The following is a 16,576-nucleotide window of genomic DNA, read 5'->3' as shown; positions in this document are numbered from 1 at the left end:
ACCAAAAAGCCCCGCTTCGGCGGGGCTTTTCTTTTTCGGGAAGGATTTGGTGTTGCGACGAGGTCATCGTCTCAAGGCGCATGACCTGCATTGAGATGCTGGCGGAAGAACGCCAAAACCTCATCATCGAAGGACTTGTGGAACGCAGCCCTGTCAAAACCTGCCTGATCGGAGCAAATCTCCGGCTGTGATCTGGCCAAGGCCGGCGGGCATGGCGCCAGGAAGGCGAAATGCGCCGAACCAGGCACGATGTGAAAGTCGGGTTTGTTCGGCAAATTATCATCAAGCATTGCGACGCTCTTCGGCAGCACGCCGTCGCCTCCCTGCTCGGAACTCCAGAGCTGGATGGGGGCTTTGACGGCCCGCAGGCTCGCCTTCATCGAGAAGAAGCTAAGCGGATCGGCAAGGACAAAAGCCTTGATGCGCGGGTCTCGTGTGAGCGGCGTTACCGGTATTTCGTTTCGGCGGATTTCGCCGCAGATCGGGGCCGGTTCGGGGCATGAGACGGTGGCATCGCGGAAATCCGGAACGGCGCCGGCAAGCACCAGACCGGTATAGCCGCCGCGGGAAAAGCCAAAGAAGCCGATGCGGTCCGGATCGATCTTGGCTCTCTCTTTCCACCCCGTCAGCAGAAAATCGATAAGGCGCTTCACGTCCTGCGGTCGCTGGAACATGATTGAGATATCGCCGGCCCGGCTGGGATCGGAGAAATTGTCGCCGGGATGATTGAGCGCGACCACCAGGAAGCCCTTATCCGCAAGCGTCTCGGCGACATCGTGATGATTGAGGGAACCGCCGCCATGGCCATGCGAGATGACGACCAGTGGCAGCTTCTCGCCTGTAATGGCACAACCGCGGACGGCCGGGACGGTGATCGGCCCGAGTTGGAGTTCGTTTGCCTGGGTCGCGCAGGGCGACCAGACAAAGCCGTTCAAGGCAGGATCGTCGGCGCTGGCCGGCACCTCGATCGGCATCAGACCCGCCGCCTGAACCGCTGTTGCCACAAATCCGAGGGCGATGAGAAAGCCAATTTTGATAAGGTGCATTTCCTTCTCCAGAGAATATCGAAAAACACAAAGAGATAGAGTTCGGCGAATCCCCTCAGGGTCAGCCGCTCGTTCGAGATAGAGATGTGAGATGGTTGGGCGCTTAGGCGCTGTCGGCGCCGCGAATTGGGATTAGCAGATAGGTGGCAATTTCATGCTCCATCACCTTGGCCGGATGATTGAGGTAAAGCTCGATGACCGGGCGATCGTCGGGTTCGAAACCGCTCTGCGGCAGCCAGCTGCCGAAGAGCGTCTGAAAGGTCGAGGAAATCAAGGCATAAGGTCCCATGAGCCGATAGCTGGCATAGCGTCCGCCCGGCACATCATATCGCTCAAGCCCTTCTGTCGCGTTGCTATGGTCCGGAAGAACCACTCCCGCGAAATACCGGAACCCCTCACCCTGTTCCGGATCGCCGGAACCAACGCCGACACGGACGAGATCGGTCCACGCCAACCCGGATTCCGATAGTTTTTGCGCGAGACGACGGAAAGTATGAGGGATGGTCTGGGCCGGGCCTTCGTGGTGCAAGCCGAATAGCGTCGCCGGCGGCCGATCGCCCACCGTCACCGAGGGCAGGTTTGCCGCAATCGCTTGCTGCTGCTGTTGGAAAGCGGTCGGGCTCAGGCCCGTCAGGCTGCGGAAGGCGCGCGCGAAGCTCTGAGAACTGTCATAGCCGGCCTCCAAAGCCGTCTCGGTAACCGAAGCGGGGCTTGCGGCCAGCTGATATGCCGCCTGCGCAAGCCGCACCCGCCGTATGGTGGCGGCAACGCTTTCGCCTGTCATTGCGCGATAGAGCCTGTGAAAATGAAAGGGGGAAAAGTGCGCGACTGCCGCCAGGCTTTCGACGGAATGCGGTGCCGACGGATCGACCATGATTGCCTCGACGACCCGCGCTATGCGCCGACGATAGCTCTGTTCAGTGACTGTTTTCATGGTACCGAGCTTTAGCACGATCTGCGTGGTTCAGCGGTGCAGCAATTGCGGATTTTGCCTCGTCGCTCTCGAAATGGAAGAGATGCTCCAGCGCCAATCCAGCGATCAAAACTTGACTTTCACGGATAAAACCCCGAAGCCAGACCACTCATTCAAGCAAAAGACCGCGAGCGCATGGCAGACCAGACGATAAAAGACGACAAGCCGCTTTTCGGGCGTCCGTGGATCTTCATCCGCGGCGTGCCGGCGATGAAGTTCCTGCCACCGGAAGGACCGGCGGAAGTGGCCTTTGCCGGACGCTCGAATGTCGGGAAATCGTCGCTGATCAATGCGCTCGTCGGCCATAAGGGCCTGGCACGGACGTCGAACACGCCAGGCCGCACGCAGGAGCTCAATTACTTCGTTCCTGATGGCTTTTCGGGCGAGAATGGCGATCTGCCGCCTATGGCCCTGGTGGACATGCCCGGCTATGGCTATGCGCAGGCCCCGAAGGAACAGGTCGACGCCTGGACAAAGCTGGTGTTCGATTATCTGCGAGGGCGCACGACGCTGAAGCGCGTCTATGTGCTCATCGACAGCCGTCACGGCATCAAGAAGAACGATGAGGAGGTGCTCAGCCTGCTCGACAAGGCCGCTGTTTCCTATCAGATCGTCCTGACCAAGACCGACAAGATCAAGGAAGCCGGCCTGCCGAGGCTGCTGGCCGAAACCGCCGAAAAGACCCGCAAGCGCGCGGCCGCCTATCCCGGCATTCTCTCCACCTCTTCGGAAAAGGGCGATGGCCTCGAGGAGTTGCGCGAGGCGATCAGGCTGACGGTTGGAATTCCCGTCTGAATATCATATCGATTGAATGTGGTCGCCGCCCCGAGCTTGTGCGAGGGGAGCGGCGACCACGTTATCTTTGATGATTACATCTTCGGCAGCAAGACCTTGTCGACGACGTGAATCACGCCATTCGACTGCTTGACGTCGGCGATGGTGATGTGGGCCGTGCCGCCGGCTTCGTCGGTCAGGGTGAGCTTGCCGCCCTTGTCCATGGCCTTGATAACGCAACCACCGACCGTCTTCAGGTCGTATTCGCCGCCATTGCTCATCGACATTTTCTTGATGGCGGCAGCCATATCGTCACCGGAAACGACATGGCAGGTCAGGATCTTCGTCAGCGTTGCCTTGTTTTCGGGCTTCAGCAGATTTTCGACGGTCCCGGCCGGCAGCTTCTTGAAGGCTTCGTTGGTTGGAGCAAAGACGGTGAACGGGCCCTTGCCTTCGAGTGTATCGACAAGGCCTGCTGCCTTCACGGCCGCAACGAGGGTCGTATGGTCCTTCGAATTGACGGCATTCTGGATGATGTTCTTGCTTGCATACATCGCTGCGCCACCGACCATCGGGTCCTTGGCGTAAGCCAGGCTCGCGCCGGCCGAAACCATTGCAGCCACAGCACCGATGCGAATCACGGACTTGATCATGACTTTTCCTCTTCCTCTTTTTTGCCCCGATCAGGCGGGGTCAGAAGAAGATACGGTGGGTGCGGAAAAGAGTTTCAGCCGCGATTGTTTTTCGAGGGAAGGTTTCGTCAGGGAAGATGAATGGTGCCCGATGCCACCACTTCGCCCGTGGGTTTGCCGGTCGGCGAGCCGCCAAAGGGCTCGACGCTGACCGCGATGATGGCGCCCTCGGTCAATTTACCGTGAAGTTCCGGCGGCAGGGTGATTTCGCCCTCGCCTGTTTGCGGCAGGATACCCAGCGCCTCAGCCGGATCGCTACCACGAATCAGCCAGAGTTCCAGCGATTTCTCTTCCGGCTTGCCGGCGGCGACGGGTGTCACCTTCAAGCGGCCGTTGGCGACATCATAATTAGCCAAAAGATTGATGGCATTGTTCTGGCCGGCCAGCGAAGCGCTGAGCTGCTTACCAGCTGCAGGCCGCAAGGCAGCCTCATTGGTGATCGTAAAGACCAGGACGCCCGCGACCAGAAACAGCGACCCAAACGCGACGGAACGCCAGAGCGTGAGGGAATTCCAGAGATTGGCGCCAAGTGCAGAATTCCCGAAAATGCGCTTTTCGATCTTCGGATACACCGAAGCGGCAGGTGTTACTCTCTCGTATTCCTCATTGAATTCAGAGAGGTTCTGTTCCCAGCGGTTGACGATGGCGGCAAACTGGCGATCGCTGCGCATGCGCCGCTCGACCTTCTGCCGATCCTCCAGCGAGAGCACGCCAAGCACGTATTCTCCGGCCAGGACTTCGTCGCGGGAGCGGCCTCCCTTGCTTTGATCGGGCATACTCATCGGTCCATGCACTCTCTTAGTCTGATCAGGCTTCGTCGCAGCCAGGTGCGCATCGTATTCAAAGGCACCGAATGTTGATCGGCGAGTTCCTGGTAGCTCAAGCCCTCGACATAGGCACCACGAACAGCCCGCGCACGATCAGCTTCCAACTCTTCCATGCACCTGTCAATGCGCCTGCCCTCTCCCTTGACGATTGCTTGTTCTTCAGGGTCGGGTTCGGTGTCGGCAAGGTCATATGCAGCATCGATTTCATCAGCAACAGGCTTGCGGGCACGAATGAAATCGATCGATCTGTTACGGGCGATCGCCGTCAGCCAAGGCATTGCCGGTCCTTCGGACACGGCAAATTGCTCGGCTCGCTGCCAGATCTTCACGAAAACCTCCTGCAAAACCTCTTCTGCGTCCGTCTTGTTAGCAATGATACGCAGGCAGACGCCGTAGAGTTTCGGACTCGTGCTCTTATAAAGGGCGGCAAAAGCCTTTTGGTCACGCATGGCGACGCGGCCGATAAGCGTTTCTATCTCCTCGCTCGCCATTCGATTCCCCGCTTGCGGCACATTCGACAATCTTTAAGAGAAAAGTCTCCGCTGGCAAGCGCGGCAGCGAAATCAATTTCACCAGTTCCAATATGACGCCGAGCAAACTAATCCTGACATCATTATTCCCTCTGTCAAAAACTTGAGATAAAAGGCCGCGAACAATTTCGAAGGGTGCACCATGTCCGAAGCCCACAGCGAACTCCAAGCCAGCCTGCTCGCACAGGCGCTGCCCTACATGCAGCGCTACGAAAACAAGACCATCGTTGTAAAATACGGTGGCCACGCCATGGGCAATGTCGAGCTCGGCAAGGCGTTCGCGGCGGATATCGCACTTCTGAAGCAATCCGGCGTCAACCCGATCGTCGTGCATGGCGGCGGCCCGCAGATCGGCGCCATGCTGACGAAGATGGGCATCGAATCGAAATTCGAAGGCGGCCTGCGCGTCACCGACCAAAAGACGGTCGAGATCGTCGAAATGGTGCTCGCCGGCTCGATCAACAAGGAAATCGTCGCGCTCATCAACCAGACCGGCGAATGGGCGATCGGCCTTTGCGGCAAGGACGGTAACATGGTCTTCGCCGAAAAGGCGCACAAGACCATCAAGGACCCGGATTCCAACATCGAGCGCGTGCTCGATCTCGGCTTTGTCGGCGAAGTGGTCGAAGTCGACCGCACGCTGCTCGACCTGCTTGCAAAGTCGGAAATGATCCCAGTCATCGCTCCGGTCGCTCCCGGTCGTGATGGCGCCACCTACAATATCAACGCCGACACCTTTGCCGGTGCGATCGCCGGCGCGCTCAGCGCCACGCGCCTGCTCTTCCTGACGGATGTCCCGGGCGTGCTCGACAAGCAGGGCCAGCTCATCAAGGAACTGTCCGTCTCCCAGGCGCATGCGCTGATCGCCGACGGCACGATTTCCGGCGGCATGATCCCGAAGGTCGAAACCTGCATCGACGCCATCAAGGCCGGCGTTCAGGGCGTCGTCATCCTCAACGGCAAGACGGCGCACTCGGTCCTGCTCGAAATCTTCACCGAACACGGCGCCGGCACGCTGATCGTTCCATAGGAAAAACGCCCCTTCCTTTGCAGGAAAGGGCGCGTTTTGCCGTCGGCAACGATGGCATCAGCCGAAGTCGGTCGAGCGGGTGAGATCTTCCCAGGCGGTTATCTCCTCGCTGAAGGCGGCAATTCTTCCGCGCACGAGGTTTAACGCGTCCGTCCCGAGCAAGAGATGGGCGGGCGGATTTTCTGAAGCTACCAGCGCCAGTATCGCGGCCGCCGCCTTGTGCGGGTCGCCGGCCTGATTGCCGTTCTTCTCCTCGCGCGCCTTTCGGATCGGATCAAACAGTTGATCGTAATCCGAAATGCTGCGGCCGGAGCGCACCATGGAACGGCCCGCCCAATCCGTGCGGAACGAGCCGGGCGCAACCGCCGTCACATGGATGCCGAAACCCGCTACCTCTTTCGCCAGCACCTCGCTGATGCCCTCCAGCGCGAACTTGCTGCCGCAATAATAGGCGATGCCGGGCATGGTAATGAAACCGCCCATCGAGGTGATATTGATGATGTGGCCGGTGCGGCGGCGACGCATGAAGGGCAATACCGCCTTGATCATCGCAACGGCGCCGAAGACGTTGACATCGAACTGGCGCCGCATCTCGTCGAGCGGAGATTCCTCCAGAGTGCCCTCGTGACCGTAGCCGGCATTGTTGATCAAGACATCGATCGGACCCACCTCCTCTTCGATACGTGTAATGGCGGGCTCGATCGCGGCAAAATCGGTCACATCGAGCAGAAAGGCCCTGGCTCGGCCCGGCTCCATGGCCTCGAATTGCGTCTTGCCCTCGGCATTGCGAACCGTGCCGACGACAAGGTGGCCGGCGCCAAGCGCCGCTTCGGCGAAGGCACGACCGAAACCAGAGCTGACGCCGGTGATAAGAAAAATCTTGTTGTCTTTCGAACTCATGGAGAACTCCTGGCTGTTGGCGCGGCATACCCGATGAGCAGCCGCGTTCCCCTAAGTGGATCCGACCTGGCCAGCAGTCCAATATATTGCGGTGGCTTTGTTCATATCTTAAAGATATTTCGCTTTTGAATCGGAATATGGACCGATGGAACTACGCCACCTCAGGTATTTTCTCGCCGTCGCCGAGGAGCTGAATTTCACCCGCGCCGCGCGGCGCATAGGCATCGGTCAACCACCGCTCAGCAATCAGATCCGGGATCTCGAGGACGAAATCGGAGCGCCGCTGTTTCGTCGCATGCCGCATGGCGTGGAATTGACGGAGGCGGGGCAAGTCTTCCTGCCGGAAGCACGCACGATCGTGGCGAAGGCCGGAGAGGCAAAGGCGCTGGCGCTGCGAGCGGCGCGTGGCGAGCTCGGGCGATTGCGGGTCGGCTTTACCGGCTCGGCGGCTTTCAGCCCCATCGTGCCGTCATCGGTGCGCAGCTTTCGCCGCGCCTATCCGGAAATCGATCTGACTTTGGAGGAAGCGCATACGACGCGGCTGCTGGAGCGGCTTGGCGCCGAGGAACTGGACGCCGTCTTCATCCGGCCGGGCCACGCCGATCCGCCCGCTTTCCGTTCGCATGCGCTCGGCGAGGAAGCCATGGTGATCGCCCTGCCTTCGGGGCACCCTCTGGCGGAGGCGGAGAGCCTGCCGCTGTCGTCCCTAGCCGACGAGCCCTTCGTGCTCTTTCCTCGTACCGCCGGCCCCAGCCTGTTCGACGGGATCATTGCGGCCTGCAGACAGGCAGGCTTCGAACCGATCCTGGGCCAGATCGCGCCGCAGATCACCTCGATCGCCAATCTGATCGCCGTGGAACTCGGCGTCTCGGTGGTGCCGTCGGCGGTGGCGCAAATCCGGGTTCCCGGCGTTACCTATGTTCCGATTGCGGGGAACGGACCGGTGGCGCGGCTGACGCTCGCGACGCGCCGCGATGAGCGCTCCGCCGTCGTGCAGAATTTCATCGCGCGCGTGCTGGCGACCAAAGCCGAGCTCGTGTGATCAGGACGGACGATAAATCCCCTCGGCCTCGCTTTTCAGCATTCCCATGACCGAGCGGTAGGGCGCCGGGCCGTAGCTGATGCGGCTGACGCCCAAGCCAGCCATGGTCATGTTGTCCGGGGTTGTCGGGCGCACCATGATGTTAACAGGCAAGGAAGAGTGTTCGCAGAGCGCGGCGATCAGCTCAGGCTCGACGAGGCCCGGTGCAAAGAAGCCGCTCGCTCCGGCCTCGGCAAAGGCATCGGCGCGGCGATAGGCCTCGTCCAGCAGGATCTGATGGTGTGCCATATCGCTTTCCTGAAGAAAAAGATCGGTGCGGGCGTTGATGAACAACGGTATTTCCCGCCGATCAGCCATCTCCCTGATGGCGCGGATGCGTGCCGCCTGCAGCTCGATCGGATGGACGCCATGCCCGCCGACTACCTGATCCTCGAAATTGATGCCGATGGCGCCGTGATCCATGATCTTTTCGACATTGGCCGCGACGGCCTCGGGCTCCACCGCGTAACCGCCTTCGAAATCCACGGAGAGCGGCAATGGGCTCGTCACCGAAATCAGCCGGGTCGTCACCGCCAGCAACGATAGCGGTATCGCCTCGCCATCGCCAAAGCCGTTGGCTGCGGCAACGGACCAGCTTCCGGTCGCGAGCGCCTTGGCACCCGCCTCCGTGACCGCCTTGGCCGAACCGGCATCCCAGATGTTGAAAAGAACGAGCGGCTCACCCTTCTTGTGCAGCCGCGCGAATTCCAGCGCCTTTTCCACCTCACTCATCGCATCCCCTCCGAAAAGCCCAGGCGGGCGAATTTCTCTCCACGACCCCAAAGAACGTAAGCTTTTCCTCACCTTGCAAATAGAGCAAAACCCCGGAAATCAATGGTAGAATCATAGCCGGCATTAGATCGCGCGACAATATCTGCAAGGAAGCTCACATATCGGCATGAATATTTCCTTTTCCTTGCAGCGGGCGGCATGTCATAAGGCGGCCATGAGCCAGACAAAGACGCTATCCGAGCCTTCGGACTTCTCCGACATCCGCGATTGGGTGTTCGATCTCGACAACACGCTCTATCCGCATCATGTCGATCTCTTCGCGCAGATCGACAAGAACATGACGGCCTATGTCTCGGCCCTGCTGCAGATGGAGCGTGAAGACGCCCGCAAGCTGCAGAAGCAATATTACCTCGAGCACGGCACAACCTTGCAGGGGCTGATGATCCATCACGGCATCGATCCCAATGAGTTCCTCGAAAAGGCCCATGCGATCGACTATTCGGCGCTGACGCCGCAGCCGGAACTGGCCGCCGCCATCAAGGCGCTGCCGGGACGCAAGTTCATCTTCACCAACGGCAGCGTCAAGCATGCCGAGGCGACTGCCGGTGCACTCGGCATCCTCGACAATTTCGATGACATCTTCGATATCGTCGCCGCCGATTTCGTGCCGAAACCGGCCGGCAGCACCTATGACAAGTTCATGAGCCTCAATCGCGTGGATACGAAGAAGGCTGCCATGTTCGAGGACCTGCCGCGCAACCTCACCGTGCCCAAGGCGCTCGGCATGAAGACCGTGCTTCTGGTGCCCCAAAATCTCGAAACCGCCATTGTCGAATGGTGGGAGCAGACAACCGGTGAAGACGATCACATCGACTACGTCACCGATGATCTCACGACCTTCCTCAAGGCCCTGGCTTAACCATTCCTTAGGATGGGGTTACGAAAGTTTCATCCGCCTTACAGAGGTTTAATTGGTTGTTTTGGGCCGCCAGCCGTATCGTTTGACCATTCCTCGACACGAAAGGAAAAGCGATGAACGGGAAAAAACTTCTTCTGACCGGGCTTTCCGCAACCCTTCTTCTGGGTGCTGTGGCGCAGGGCGCACTTGCCGCTCCTCACGATGGCAATGATTGGGGCGGCCGTCATCACGGTCATCACCAGGGCCGCTGGCACAGGCCGCATTTTTCGCCTGAAGTCCTTTACGTGCGCATGCTGAAGGAATTCGGCAATCCTGGCGACACGAAGCTGACCAAGGATGAGGTCAAGGCCGGCGTCGACAAGATCTTCGACCAGATCGACGTCAACCATGACGGCCAGATAACCCCCGGCGAATACAAGACCTATCGCCAGGCGCAGATCAAGCAGTGGAAGGCCGAGCACGCCAAGGCCGACGGCGATCAGGCCCAAAATGCCCAGCCGCAGGCTAATCAGGCCCAAGGTGATCAGGCACAGAACAGCCAGGCTCCGGCCGCCGATCAGTCCAAGGGCGATCAGGCCCAGAATGACGATAACAAGGGTGACAACGGCAATCGTCATCACCGTCCGCATGGCCGCTTCGCGCACGAAGGTGGCTTCATGCGCGGCGCCATGATCTTCCGCTTTGCCGATACCGACCAGAGCGGCCAGATCAGCAAGAAGGAAGCTGAAGACGCCATGAACAAGCTCTTCGATCGTCTGGACCGCAACCACGATGGCGTGGTCAACCTGGACGACATGCCGGGCCGACCGTTGCTCTAAATCAAGCAACACTCCCCGCCGATCAAAGGACCCGCCTTCGCGCTTCGAGGCGGGTCTTTCTTCGCTCAGTGGCCGTTTTCGTGCTCGTAGAAGTCCGTAACGATCTTCCAGGCGTCATCTGCGGTGTCGACGAAGCTGATCAGGTTCACATCGTCGGGCGCAATGGTGCCGAATTCGGCAAGCGCGTCGAAATTGATGATGCTGCGCCAGAACTTCTCGCCGAAGAGGATCAACGGAAGACGCTCCATGCGGCCGGTCTGGATGAGCGTCAGGCATTCGAACAGCTCATCGAGCGTGCCGAAGCCTCCAGGAAACACGGCGATCGCCTTGGCGCGCACCATGAAGTGCATCTTGCGGATCGCGAAATAATGGAAATTGAAGCTGAGCTCCGGCGTGACGTAGACATTCGGGGCCTGCTCATGCGGCAGGACGATGTTGAGGCCGATCGAAGGCGCACCCTCTTCGGACGCGCCGCGATTGCCCGCTTCCATCACGCCCGGCCCGCCGCCGGTGACTACGACATATTCATGGAAATCGAAGCCTGCCGAATAGCGCGAGCAAAGCCGGGCGAATTTGCGCGCTTCCTCGTAATAGACCGATGCGGCCTCGAGATTGGCGCGCTGCACGTCGTTGCGCGCCGCCCAGGCATTGGTGCCGGGTGCGGGGATGCGCGCGCCGCCGAACATGACGACGGTCGACTTGATGCCGCGTTCGGTCAGGGACATTTCGGTCTTCAGCAATTCCAGCTGCAGGCGGATCGGCCGCAACTCCTCACGGCAGAGAAAATCCTCATCCGCATAGGCAAGCCTGTAGGAAGGCGACATCGACTGCGGTGTGCGCGGCACGGATTCAGCTCGCTTCTTGTCCGCCGAACTCGTCTTCAAGGGGTCCCATACCCCATCCTTGCGCCGCAGCTTGCCGTTCTTCGCCTTGCTCATTTAATCTTGCCTTTCAAATCGATCATGCCGGCCGCTCTGCTTGTGGCAGTGACGGCCAAGCCCTTGCATATGTCCCTACAGCGGCCCGATGCCAAGCTCAATCGGCGCGGAAAAGACATTCCATTTTCGGCATCCATGCTATAGGACCAATCGACCCTCTCCGGACCCGCTGCCGGAAACCACGATAGCCACTGACGTTTTAAGGAATTCCCATGAGCGCAACCGATCTCGCCTCTCTCGAAAAGACCATCGAGGCTGCCTTCGACAATCGCGACAATGTGAACACGTCGACGCGCGGCGAAGTTCGCGACGCCGTGGAATTGGCACTGAATCTGCTCGACGGCGGCAAGGTCCGCGTGGCCGAGCGTGGTTCGGACGGCAATTGGACCGTCAACCAGTGGCTCAAGAAAGCCGTGCTGCTTTCCTTCCGCCTGAACGACATGAAGATCGTCGAAGGCGGCTCTGGCGGTGCGACCTGGTGGGACAAGGTTCCCTCGAAATTCGAAGGCTGGGGCGAGAACCGTTTCCGTGAAGCCGGCTTCCGCGCCGTGCCGAACGCGGTCGTGCGTCATTCCGCCTATATCGCTCCGAACGCTATCCTGATGCCGTCCTTCGTCAATCTCGGCGCTTATGTCGGCGAAGGCACCATGGTCGACACCTGGGCGACCGTCGGTTCCTGCGCGCAGATCGGCAAGCATGTACACCTGTCCGGCGGCGTCGGCATCGGCGGCGTGCTGGAGCCGATGCAGGCCGGCCCGACCATCATCGAGGACAATTGCTTCATCGGCGCCCGTTCCGAAGTCGTCGAAGGCTGCATCGTTCGCCAGGGCTCCGTGCTCGGCATGGGCGTTTTCATCGGCAAGTCCACCAAGATCGTCGACCGCGCCACCGGTGAGATCACCTATGGCGAAGTGCCGCCCTACTCTGTCGTCGTTGCCGGCTCGCTGCCGAACAGCAATCTGATGGCGAACGGCCAGCCGGCTCCCAGCCTTTATTGCGCCGTGATCGTCAAGCGCGTCGACGAACAGACCCGTTCCAAGACCGGCATCAACGAACTGCTGCGCGACTAAATCTGAATTCGGGAGCGTGGTGGCCACATCGCGCTCCTCTCATGCTTGCCGGGTGAGCATGCCCGTGCGATTGCTGGAATCGCTGCAAAGATTTTCGACTCGTTGTCGATCCTTTGCCATCGCTTTGCCATTTCCCGCCGGATAAGTTGCCTCCGATGACCGTTACAAATCCCGTCACCAACCTGCAAACCCTGATCCGCTGCGCCTCCGTGACGCCGGCCGAGGGCGGCGCGCTGACCGCGCTTGCCGACATGCTGCTGCCGCTCGGCTTCAAGATTGAGCGCATGACGGCCAGTGAGCCGGGAACACCCGACATCGAGAACCTTTATGCGCGGCTCGGCACCGAGGAGCCGCATCTGATGTTTGCCGGGCATACGGATGTCGTGCCGGTCGGCGACGCCGCCTCCTGGAGCCATCCGCCCTTTGCCGCCGACATCGCCGATGGCGAGATGTTCGGCCGCGGCGCCGTCGACATGAAGGGCGGCATTGCCTGTTTCGCGGCGGCAGTGGCGCGCCATATCGAGAAGCATGGGCCGCCTGCCGGCTCGATCTCCTTCCTGATCACAGGCGACGAAGAGGGACCGGCGATCAACGGCACGGTAAAGCTGCTGCAATGGGCGGCGGAGCGCGGCGAAAAATGGGATGCGTCCCTTGTCGGCGAGCCGACCAACCCCGACCGCCTCGGCGACATGATCAAGATCGGCCGGCGTGGCTCGATCTCCGGCTTCATTACCGTTCACGGCGTTCAAGGCCATGCCGCCTATCCGCATCTGGCCGACAACCCGGTGCGCAGCATCATCAAGCTGACCGAAGCGCTGCTTGAGCGCCCCTTCGACGCCGGCACGGATAATTTCCAGCCGTCGAACCTTGAGGTGACGAGCATCGATGTCGGCAATGCCGCCACCAATGTTATCGCCGCCAAGGCGACCGCCGCCTTCAACATCCGCTTCAACGATACCTGGTCGGTCGAGACGCTGAGGGCGGAAATCCTCGCCCGCCTGGACGCGGCTGCAGCCGACCAGACGCTGCGCCCCGGACGCTCTCCGACCAAATACGATATCGCCTGGTCAGATCGTCCGAGCCAGGTCTTCCTGACACGCAACAATGCCTTGATCGCCTCTCTGTCTTCAGCTGTCGAAAACGTTACGGGCCAAAGGCCGGCACTCTCGACGACCGGCGGCACATCGGATGCCCGCCACATCAAGGACTATTGCCCGGTCGTGGAATTCGGCCTTGTCGGCCAGACCATGCATATGGTCGACGAACGCGTGGCACTCTCGGATCTCGAAACGCTGACCGAGATCTACCAGACCTTTATCCAGCGCTGGTTCGAGAATGCCGACATTTAAGGAAGTCCAATACTATCTGTCCGGCCTCTGGCTGCTGATCCGGATGGATGCACGCGGCTTCCAGTATCTGGACATATCGGATCGCGGCATGTTGCGCTCCTTCTGGGCCATCTTCTGGAGCCTGCCGTCGATCGGCATTTCATGGTTATGGTTGCAGCAGGCCTATCTCTCCGCCATGCCGCCGGAAACATCGACCGGCATGGCGTTCTTCATGAGGCTGGCATTGGTTGAAGCAGCGAGCTGGCTGATACCGCCTATCCTCGCCGGCGTACTGCTTCTGATCTTTCGCTTCGGCGACAAGTTTACGCCAATCGTCGTTACCGTAAATTGGCTTTTCGTGCCGGCGAACTATCTGAACGCACTGGTCCTGGCGATGATCGTCTTTATCCCCGGCTCAACGGGTTTGGCAGCAATTCTTTCGCTGGCATTGGCCATGGCCACCATTTTTTCGTTGGCGCGCATCCTGAGGATGATTTGCGGCACGCATCCGCTTTTTGTCGGCACGCTGACGCTGATGCTGCTCATCCCAAACCTGTTGCTGACGGATTTCCTGCAGCGCTTCCTTGGCATATATCCACCGGGCTAAACCGGCAGTATCCTACCCACGGACGACTTCACCGGATTGCGGGATCATGACAGATCGTCATCATCATCGGCACACTCCTTCGGTTCGCCGGGCAAACCGGCATCATCCGGATAGTCGACCTGCATGAAATAAAGCCCGTCCGGTGGGGCTACCGGGCCGCATGCCTTGCGGTCCCGCGCCTCAAGAGCGGCGCGCACGTCGTCGGGCGTCCACTTGCCCTCGCCGGCCAGCTTCAACGTTCCAGCGAAGGAGCGGATCTGATTGTGGAGGAAGCTCTGCGCCGTCGCGCGGATCTCGATCAACTCGCCGCTGCGCGTGACATCGAGCCGGTCGAGCGTGCGCACCGGGCTGTTTGCCTGGCAATGTGCCGAGCGGAATGTCGTGAAATCGTGCCGGCCGACAAGCGTCTGCGCGGCGGCATGCATGGCCTCGTGGTCCATTTCCTTCGGCACCCACCAGGCGCGCCCGGCCTCCAACGCCAGGGGCGCACGACGGGTGATGATGCGATAGAGATAATGGCGGCGCATAGCCGAAAAACGCGCGTCAAAGCGAGCGTCGACTTCGGCAACATCAAGAATGGCAACGCGCTCGCCCGCAAGCCTCAAATGCGCATTCACCGCCTTGCACAGGGTAAAGGGCTCCCACTCCTTGGCAAGGTCGGCATGCATGACCTGGCCCATGGCATGGACGCCGGAATCGGTGCGTCCCGCCCCACGGATGGAAACCGTCTCCCCCGTCAGCGACAGGATGGCGCCTTCGATTGCGCCTTGTACCGAGCGACCGTTGGTTTGACGCTGCCAGCCGACATAGGGCGTGCCGTCATATTCGACGGTCATTCTGTAGCGCGGCATCAGGCCGGCTCCGAAGCAAGCACGGTGCCCGGCGCAATCGGCGTTCCGCGCAGGAAATCGGCCGATGCCAGCAGCTTGCCGCCGGCCTTCTGCAGCTTCGTCAGTCTGACAGCACCTAGAGCGCAGGCAATGACGAGATCGTCCGTCAGCACAGTGCCGGCAACTCCGCTGCCTTCGGCCAGTTCCGAGCCGAGCACCTTGATGCGCTCCGGCCGACCGGCAATCTCGGCCTCGAACCAGGCCCCAGGGAAAGGCGAGAGACCGCGGATGTGATTATGAACATCGGCCGCAGGCTTACCGAAATCGATGCGCGTCTCGCCCTTGTCGATCTTTGCGGCATAAAGCACGCCGTCGGCCGGCTGGGCGCTCAGTGGCAGCTCGCCGTGCTCCAGCTTGTTCATCGCCTCGGCCATGGCCTTCGCGCCGACAAGCATCAGCCTGTCGTGGAGCTCGCCCGCAGTCATCGTCTCGCCGATCTCGACCTCGCGCGTCAGGGCGACGGGGCCGGTGTCGAGGCCCTTGTCCATCTTCATCACCATCATGCCCGTCTTGCTGTCGCCGGCCATGATCGCCCGCTGGATTGGCGCGGCTCCGCGCCAGCGCGGTAGCAGCGAAGCATGGCCGTTGTAGCAGCCGAGCCGCGTGCCGGTCAGAATGGCCTCAGGCAGCAGCAGGCCATAAGCGACGACCACGGCAACATCGGCATCCAAATCGCGAAACCGCTGGCGCTCGTCTGGATCCTTGAAATTCACAGGCGTGAACACCGGCAGGCCGAGCAATTCAGCGGCCTGATGCACCGGCGATTTCTGCAGGTCCAGCCCCCGCCGCCCACCGGGGCGCGGCGGCTGCGTATAGACGGCACGAACCCTGTGGCCCGCATCGATCAGCGACCGCAATGTCGGCACGGAGAATTCGGGCGTTCCCATGAAAATGATGTTGAGCGACATGCGATCCATCCGGCTGAGATATCAGGTTTCGTGTGACTGGCGCCGAAAACGCTGCGCGTTGTCAGGGGTCAACAGGTTAGCCGTCTTCAAACGGGTTTATGAGCTTGAGATCAAGCCCTTCGAAATCTTTTGTATTGCGCGTCGCCAATGTGGCGCCATGCGCGAGACAGATGGCAGCGATCATGGCGTCCTTCGTTTCCATCCGCCGCCCCATTTTGTGCCGCAGGGCAGAAACTATTCCATACTGATGCGCCGCACTGCTGGAAAATCCAAGGACACGGCCGGAAAATTCGGCCTCTATCGCCTCCAACTGAGCAATCAACGCGGCCTTACGCTTTCCCTCGGCCAAGAGCTCCAGACCGAAGCGAATCTCACCTATCGTAACCGTCGTCACGAAAATGGTCTCGGCGGCGAAACCATCGAGCCATGACAATATCCGATCGCTATACAACCGCCCTTGAAGTTCGGACACGACGTTGGTGTCGAGCACAATCATCTGAAGTATCCCAAGGA

Annotated in this window: 19 protein-coding genes; 8 read left to right on the top strand and 11 right to left on the bottom strand. The window is 60.3% G+C overall.

Translation table 11 applies throughout. The annotated features are described in order from the left end of the window. Positions 1 to 71: 71 nt before the first annotated feature. Both ACQZ6F_RS23315 and ACQZ6F_RS23310 read right to left on the bottom strand, forming a co-directional pair. Entirely contained in the window at positions 72 to 1,046 is a 975-nt protein-coding gene (locus ACQZ6F_RS23315) for an alpha/beta hydrolase family protein (RefSeq protein WP_449094263.1), read from the bottom strand. Positions 1,047 to 1,149: 103 nt separating this feature from the next. Further along, positions 1,150 to 1,980, bottom strand: a complete 831-nt coding sequence (locus tag ACQZ6F_RS23310) for an AraC family transcriptional regulator (protein WP_449094262.1) — start codon at positions 1,978 to 1,980, stop codon at positions 1,150 to 1,152. Between the two features lie 174 nt (positions 1,981 to 2,154). Here ACQZ6F_RS23310 and yihA point away from each other — a divergent pair, with 174 nt between their 5' ends. Continuing rightward, positions 2,155 to 2,814: a ribosome biogenesis GTP-binding protein YihA/YsxC gene (gene yihA, locus ACQZ6F_RS23305; protein WP_077468580.1), complete on the top strand. Its 660-nt coding sequence runs from the start codon at positions 2,155 to 2,157 to the stop codon at positions 2,812 to 2,814. A gap of 74 nt (positions 2,815 to 2,888) precedes the next feature. Here the strand turns inward: yihA and ACQZ6F_RS23300 are convergent, their stop codons facing one another. The 3 genes from ACQZ6F_RS23300 to ACQZ6F_RS23290 form a co-directional block, all read right to left on the bottom strand. Further along, on the bottom strand, positions 2,889 to 3,446 hold the full coding sequence (locus ACQZ6F_RS23300) for a fasciclin domain-containing protein (RefSeq protein WP_077468579.1): 558 nt from the start codon (positions 3,444 to 3,446) through the stop codon (positions 2,889 to 2,891). Between the two features lie 107 nt (positions 3,447 to 3,553). Beyond that, a complete protein-coding gene (locus ACQZ6F_RS23295; RefSeq protein ID WP_449094261.1) occupies positions 3,554 to 4,267 on the bottom strand; it encodes an anti-sigma factor in 714 nt (237 codons plus the stop codon). Continuing rightward, positions 4,264 to 4,803, bottom strand: a complete 540-nt coding sequence (locus tag ACQZ6F_RS23290) for a sigma-70 family RNA polymerase sigma factor (RefSeq protein ID WP_077468577.1) — start codon at positions 4,801 to 4,803, stop codon at positions 4,264 to 4,266. Before ACQZ6F_RS23290 ends, ACQZ6F_RS23295 begins: the two co-directional genes overlap by 4 nt. Positions 4,804 to 4,984: 181 nt before the next feature. Between ACQZ6F_RS23290 and argB the strand changes: the two genes are divergently transcribed. Then, positions 4,985 to 5,872 (top strand): acetylglutamate kinase, encoded by an 888-nt coding sequence (argB, locus tag ACQZ6F_RS23285; RefSeq protein WP_068397540.1) that lies wholly within the window; start codon positions 4,985 to 4,987, stop codon positions 5,870 to 5,872. Between the two features lie 57 nt (positions 5,873 to 5,929). Here the strand turns inward: argB and ACQZ6F_RS23280 are convergent, their stop codons facing one another. Continuing rightward, a complete protein-coding gene (locus ACQZ6F_RS23280) occupies positions 5,930 to 6,772 on the bottom strand; it encodes an oxidoreductase (protein ID WP_449094260.1) in 843 nt (280 codons plus the stop codon). A gap of 145 nt (positions 6,773 to 6,917) precedes the next feature. Here ACQZ6F_RS23280 and ACQZ6F_RS23275 point away from each other — a divergent pair, with 145 nt between their 5' ends. Then, positions 6,918 to 7,814: a LysR family transcriptional regulator gene (locus tag ACQZ6F_RS23275; RefSeq protein WP_449094259.1), complete on the top strand. Its 897-nt coding sequence runs from the start codon at positions 6,918 to 6,920 to the stop codon at positions 7,812 to 7,814. On the opposite strand, the gene ACQZ6F_RS23270 is transcribed toward ACQZ6F_RS23275, so the two are convergent. Further along, a complete protein-coding gene (locus ACQZ6F_RS23270) occupies positions 7,815 to 8,585 on the bottom strand; it encodes an isocitrate lyase/PEP mutase family protein (protein WP_449094258.1) in 771 nt (256 codons plus the stop codon). Between the two features lie 214 nt (positions 8,586 to 8,799). On the opposite strand from ACQZ6F_RS23270, the gene ACQZ6F_RS23265 reads away from it, so the two are divergent. Both ACQZ6F_RS23265 and ACQZ6F_RS23260 read left to right on the top strand, forming a co-directional pair. Next, a complete protein-coding gene (locus tag ACQZ6F_RS23265; protein WP_077468573.1) occupies positions 8,800 to 9,504 on the top strand; it encodes a pyrimidine 5'-nucleotidase in 705 nt (234 codons plus the stop codon). Positions 9,505 to 9,617: 113 nt separating this feature from the next. Then, entirely contained in the window at positions 9,618 to 10,322 is a 705-nt protein-coding gene (locus tag ACQZ6F_RS23260; RefSeq protein WP_449094257.1) for an EF-hand domain-containing protein, read from the top strand. Positions 10,323 to 10,387: 65 nt separating this feature from the next. Here the strand turns inward: ACQZ6F_RS23260 and ACQZ6F_RS23255 are convergent, their stop codons facing one another. Continuing rightward, positions 10,388 to 11,260, bottom strand: a complete 873-nt coding sequence (locus ACQZ6F_RS23255; protein ID WP_068397553.1) for an LOG family protein — start codon at positions 11,258 to 11,260, stop codon at positions 10,388 to 10,390. Positions 11,261 to 11,472: 212 nt separating this feature from the next. Here ACQZ6F_RS23255 and dapD point away from each other — a divergent pair, with 212 nt between their 5' ends. From dapD to ACQZ6F_RS23240, 3 genes are all read left to right on the top strand, one after another. Continuing rightward, positions 11,473 to 12,330, top strand: coding sequence for a 2,3,4,5-tetrahydropyridine-2,6-dicarboxylate N-succinyltransferase (dapD, locus tag ACQZ6F_RS23250; protein ID WP_068397555.1), 858 nt, complete (start codon positions 11,473 to 11,475; stop codon positions 12,328 to 12,330). 155 nt (positions 12,331 to 12,485) lie between these two features. After that, positions 12,486 to 13,679: a succinyl-diaminopimelate desuccinylase gene (gene dapE / locus ACQZ6F_RS23245; RefSeq protein ID WP_449094256.1), complete on the top strand. Its 1,194-nt coding sequence runs from the start codon at positions 12,486 to 12,488 to the stop codon at positions 13,677 to 13,679. Beyond that, positions 13,666 to 14,265, top strand: coding sequence for a hypothetical protein (locus tag ACQZ6F_RS23240; RefSeq protein WP_077468570.1), 600 nt, complete (start codon positions 13,666 to 13,668; stop codon positions 14,263 to 14,265). The genes dapE and ACQZ6F_RS23240 overlap by 14 nt, the downstream gene beginning before the upstream one ends. 44 nt (positions 14,266 to 14,309) lie before the next feature. Here ACQZ6F_RS23240 and truA read toward each other — a convergent pair whose 3' ends face one another. The 3 genes from truA to ACQZ6F_RS23225 form a co-directional block, all read right to left on the bottom strand. Next, on the bottom strand, positions 14,310 to 15,116 hold the full coding sequence (gene truA / locus ACQZ6F_RS23235; protein WP_449094255.1) for a tRNA pseudouridine(38-40) synthase TruA: 807 nt from the start codon (positions 15,114 to 15,116) through the stop codon (positions 14,310 to 14,312). After that, the gene (gene fmt, locus ACQZ6F_RS23230) at positions 15,116 to 16,063 is read right to left on the bottom strand and encodes a methionyl-tRNA formyltransferase (RefSeq protein WP_449094254.1); all 948 of its coding nucleotides are present in this window, start codon (positions 16,061 to 16,063) and stop codon (positions 15,116 to 15,118) included. Before fmt ends, truA begins: the two co-directional genes overlap by 1 nt. Before the next feature lie 76 nt (positions 16,064 to 16,139). Continuing rightward, positions 16,140 to 16,559: a PIN domain-containing protein gene (locus ACQZ6F_RS23225; protein WP_449094253.1), complete on the bottom strand. Its 420-nt coding sequence runs from the start codon at positions 16,557 to 16,559 to the stop codon at positions 16,140 to 16,142. Positions 16,560 to 16,576 lie beyond the last annotated feature (17 nt).

It is taken from the genome of Rhizobium sp. A22-96 (assembly GCF_053521805.1).
The sequence above is the reverse complement of the archived record's forward strand: the minus strand, read 5'-3'. Positions and strand labels throughout refer to the sequence as shown.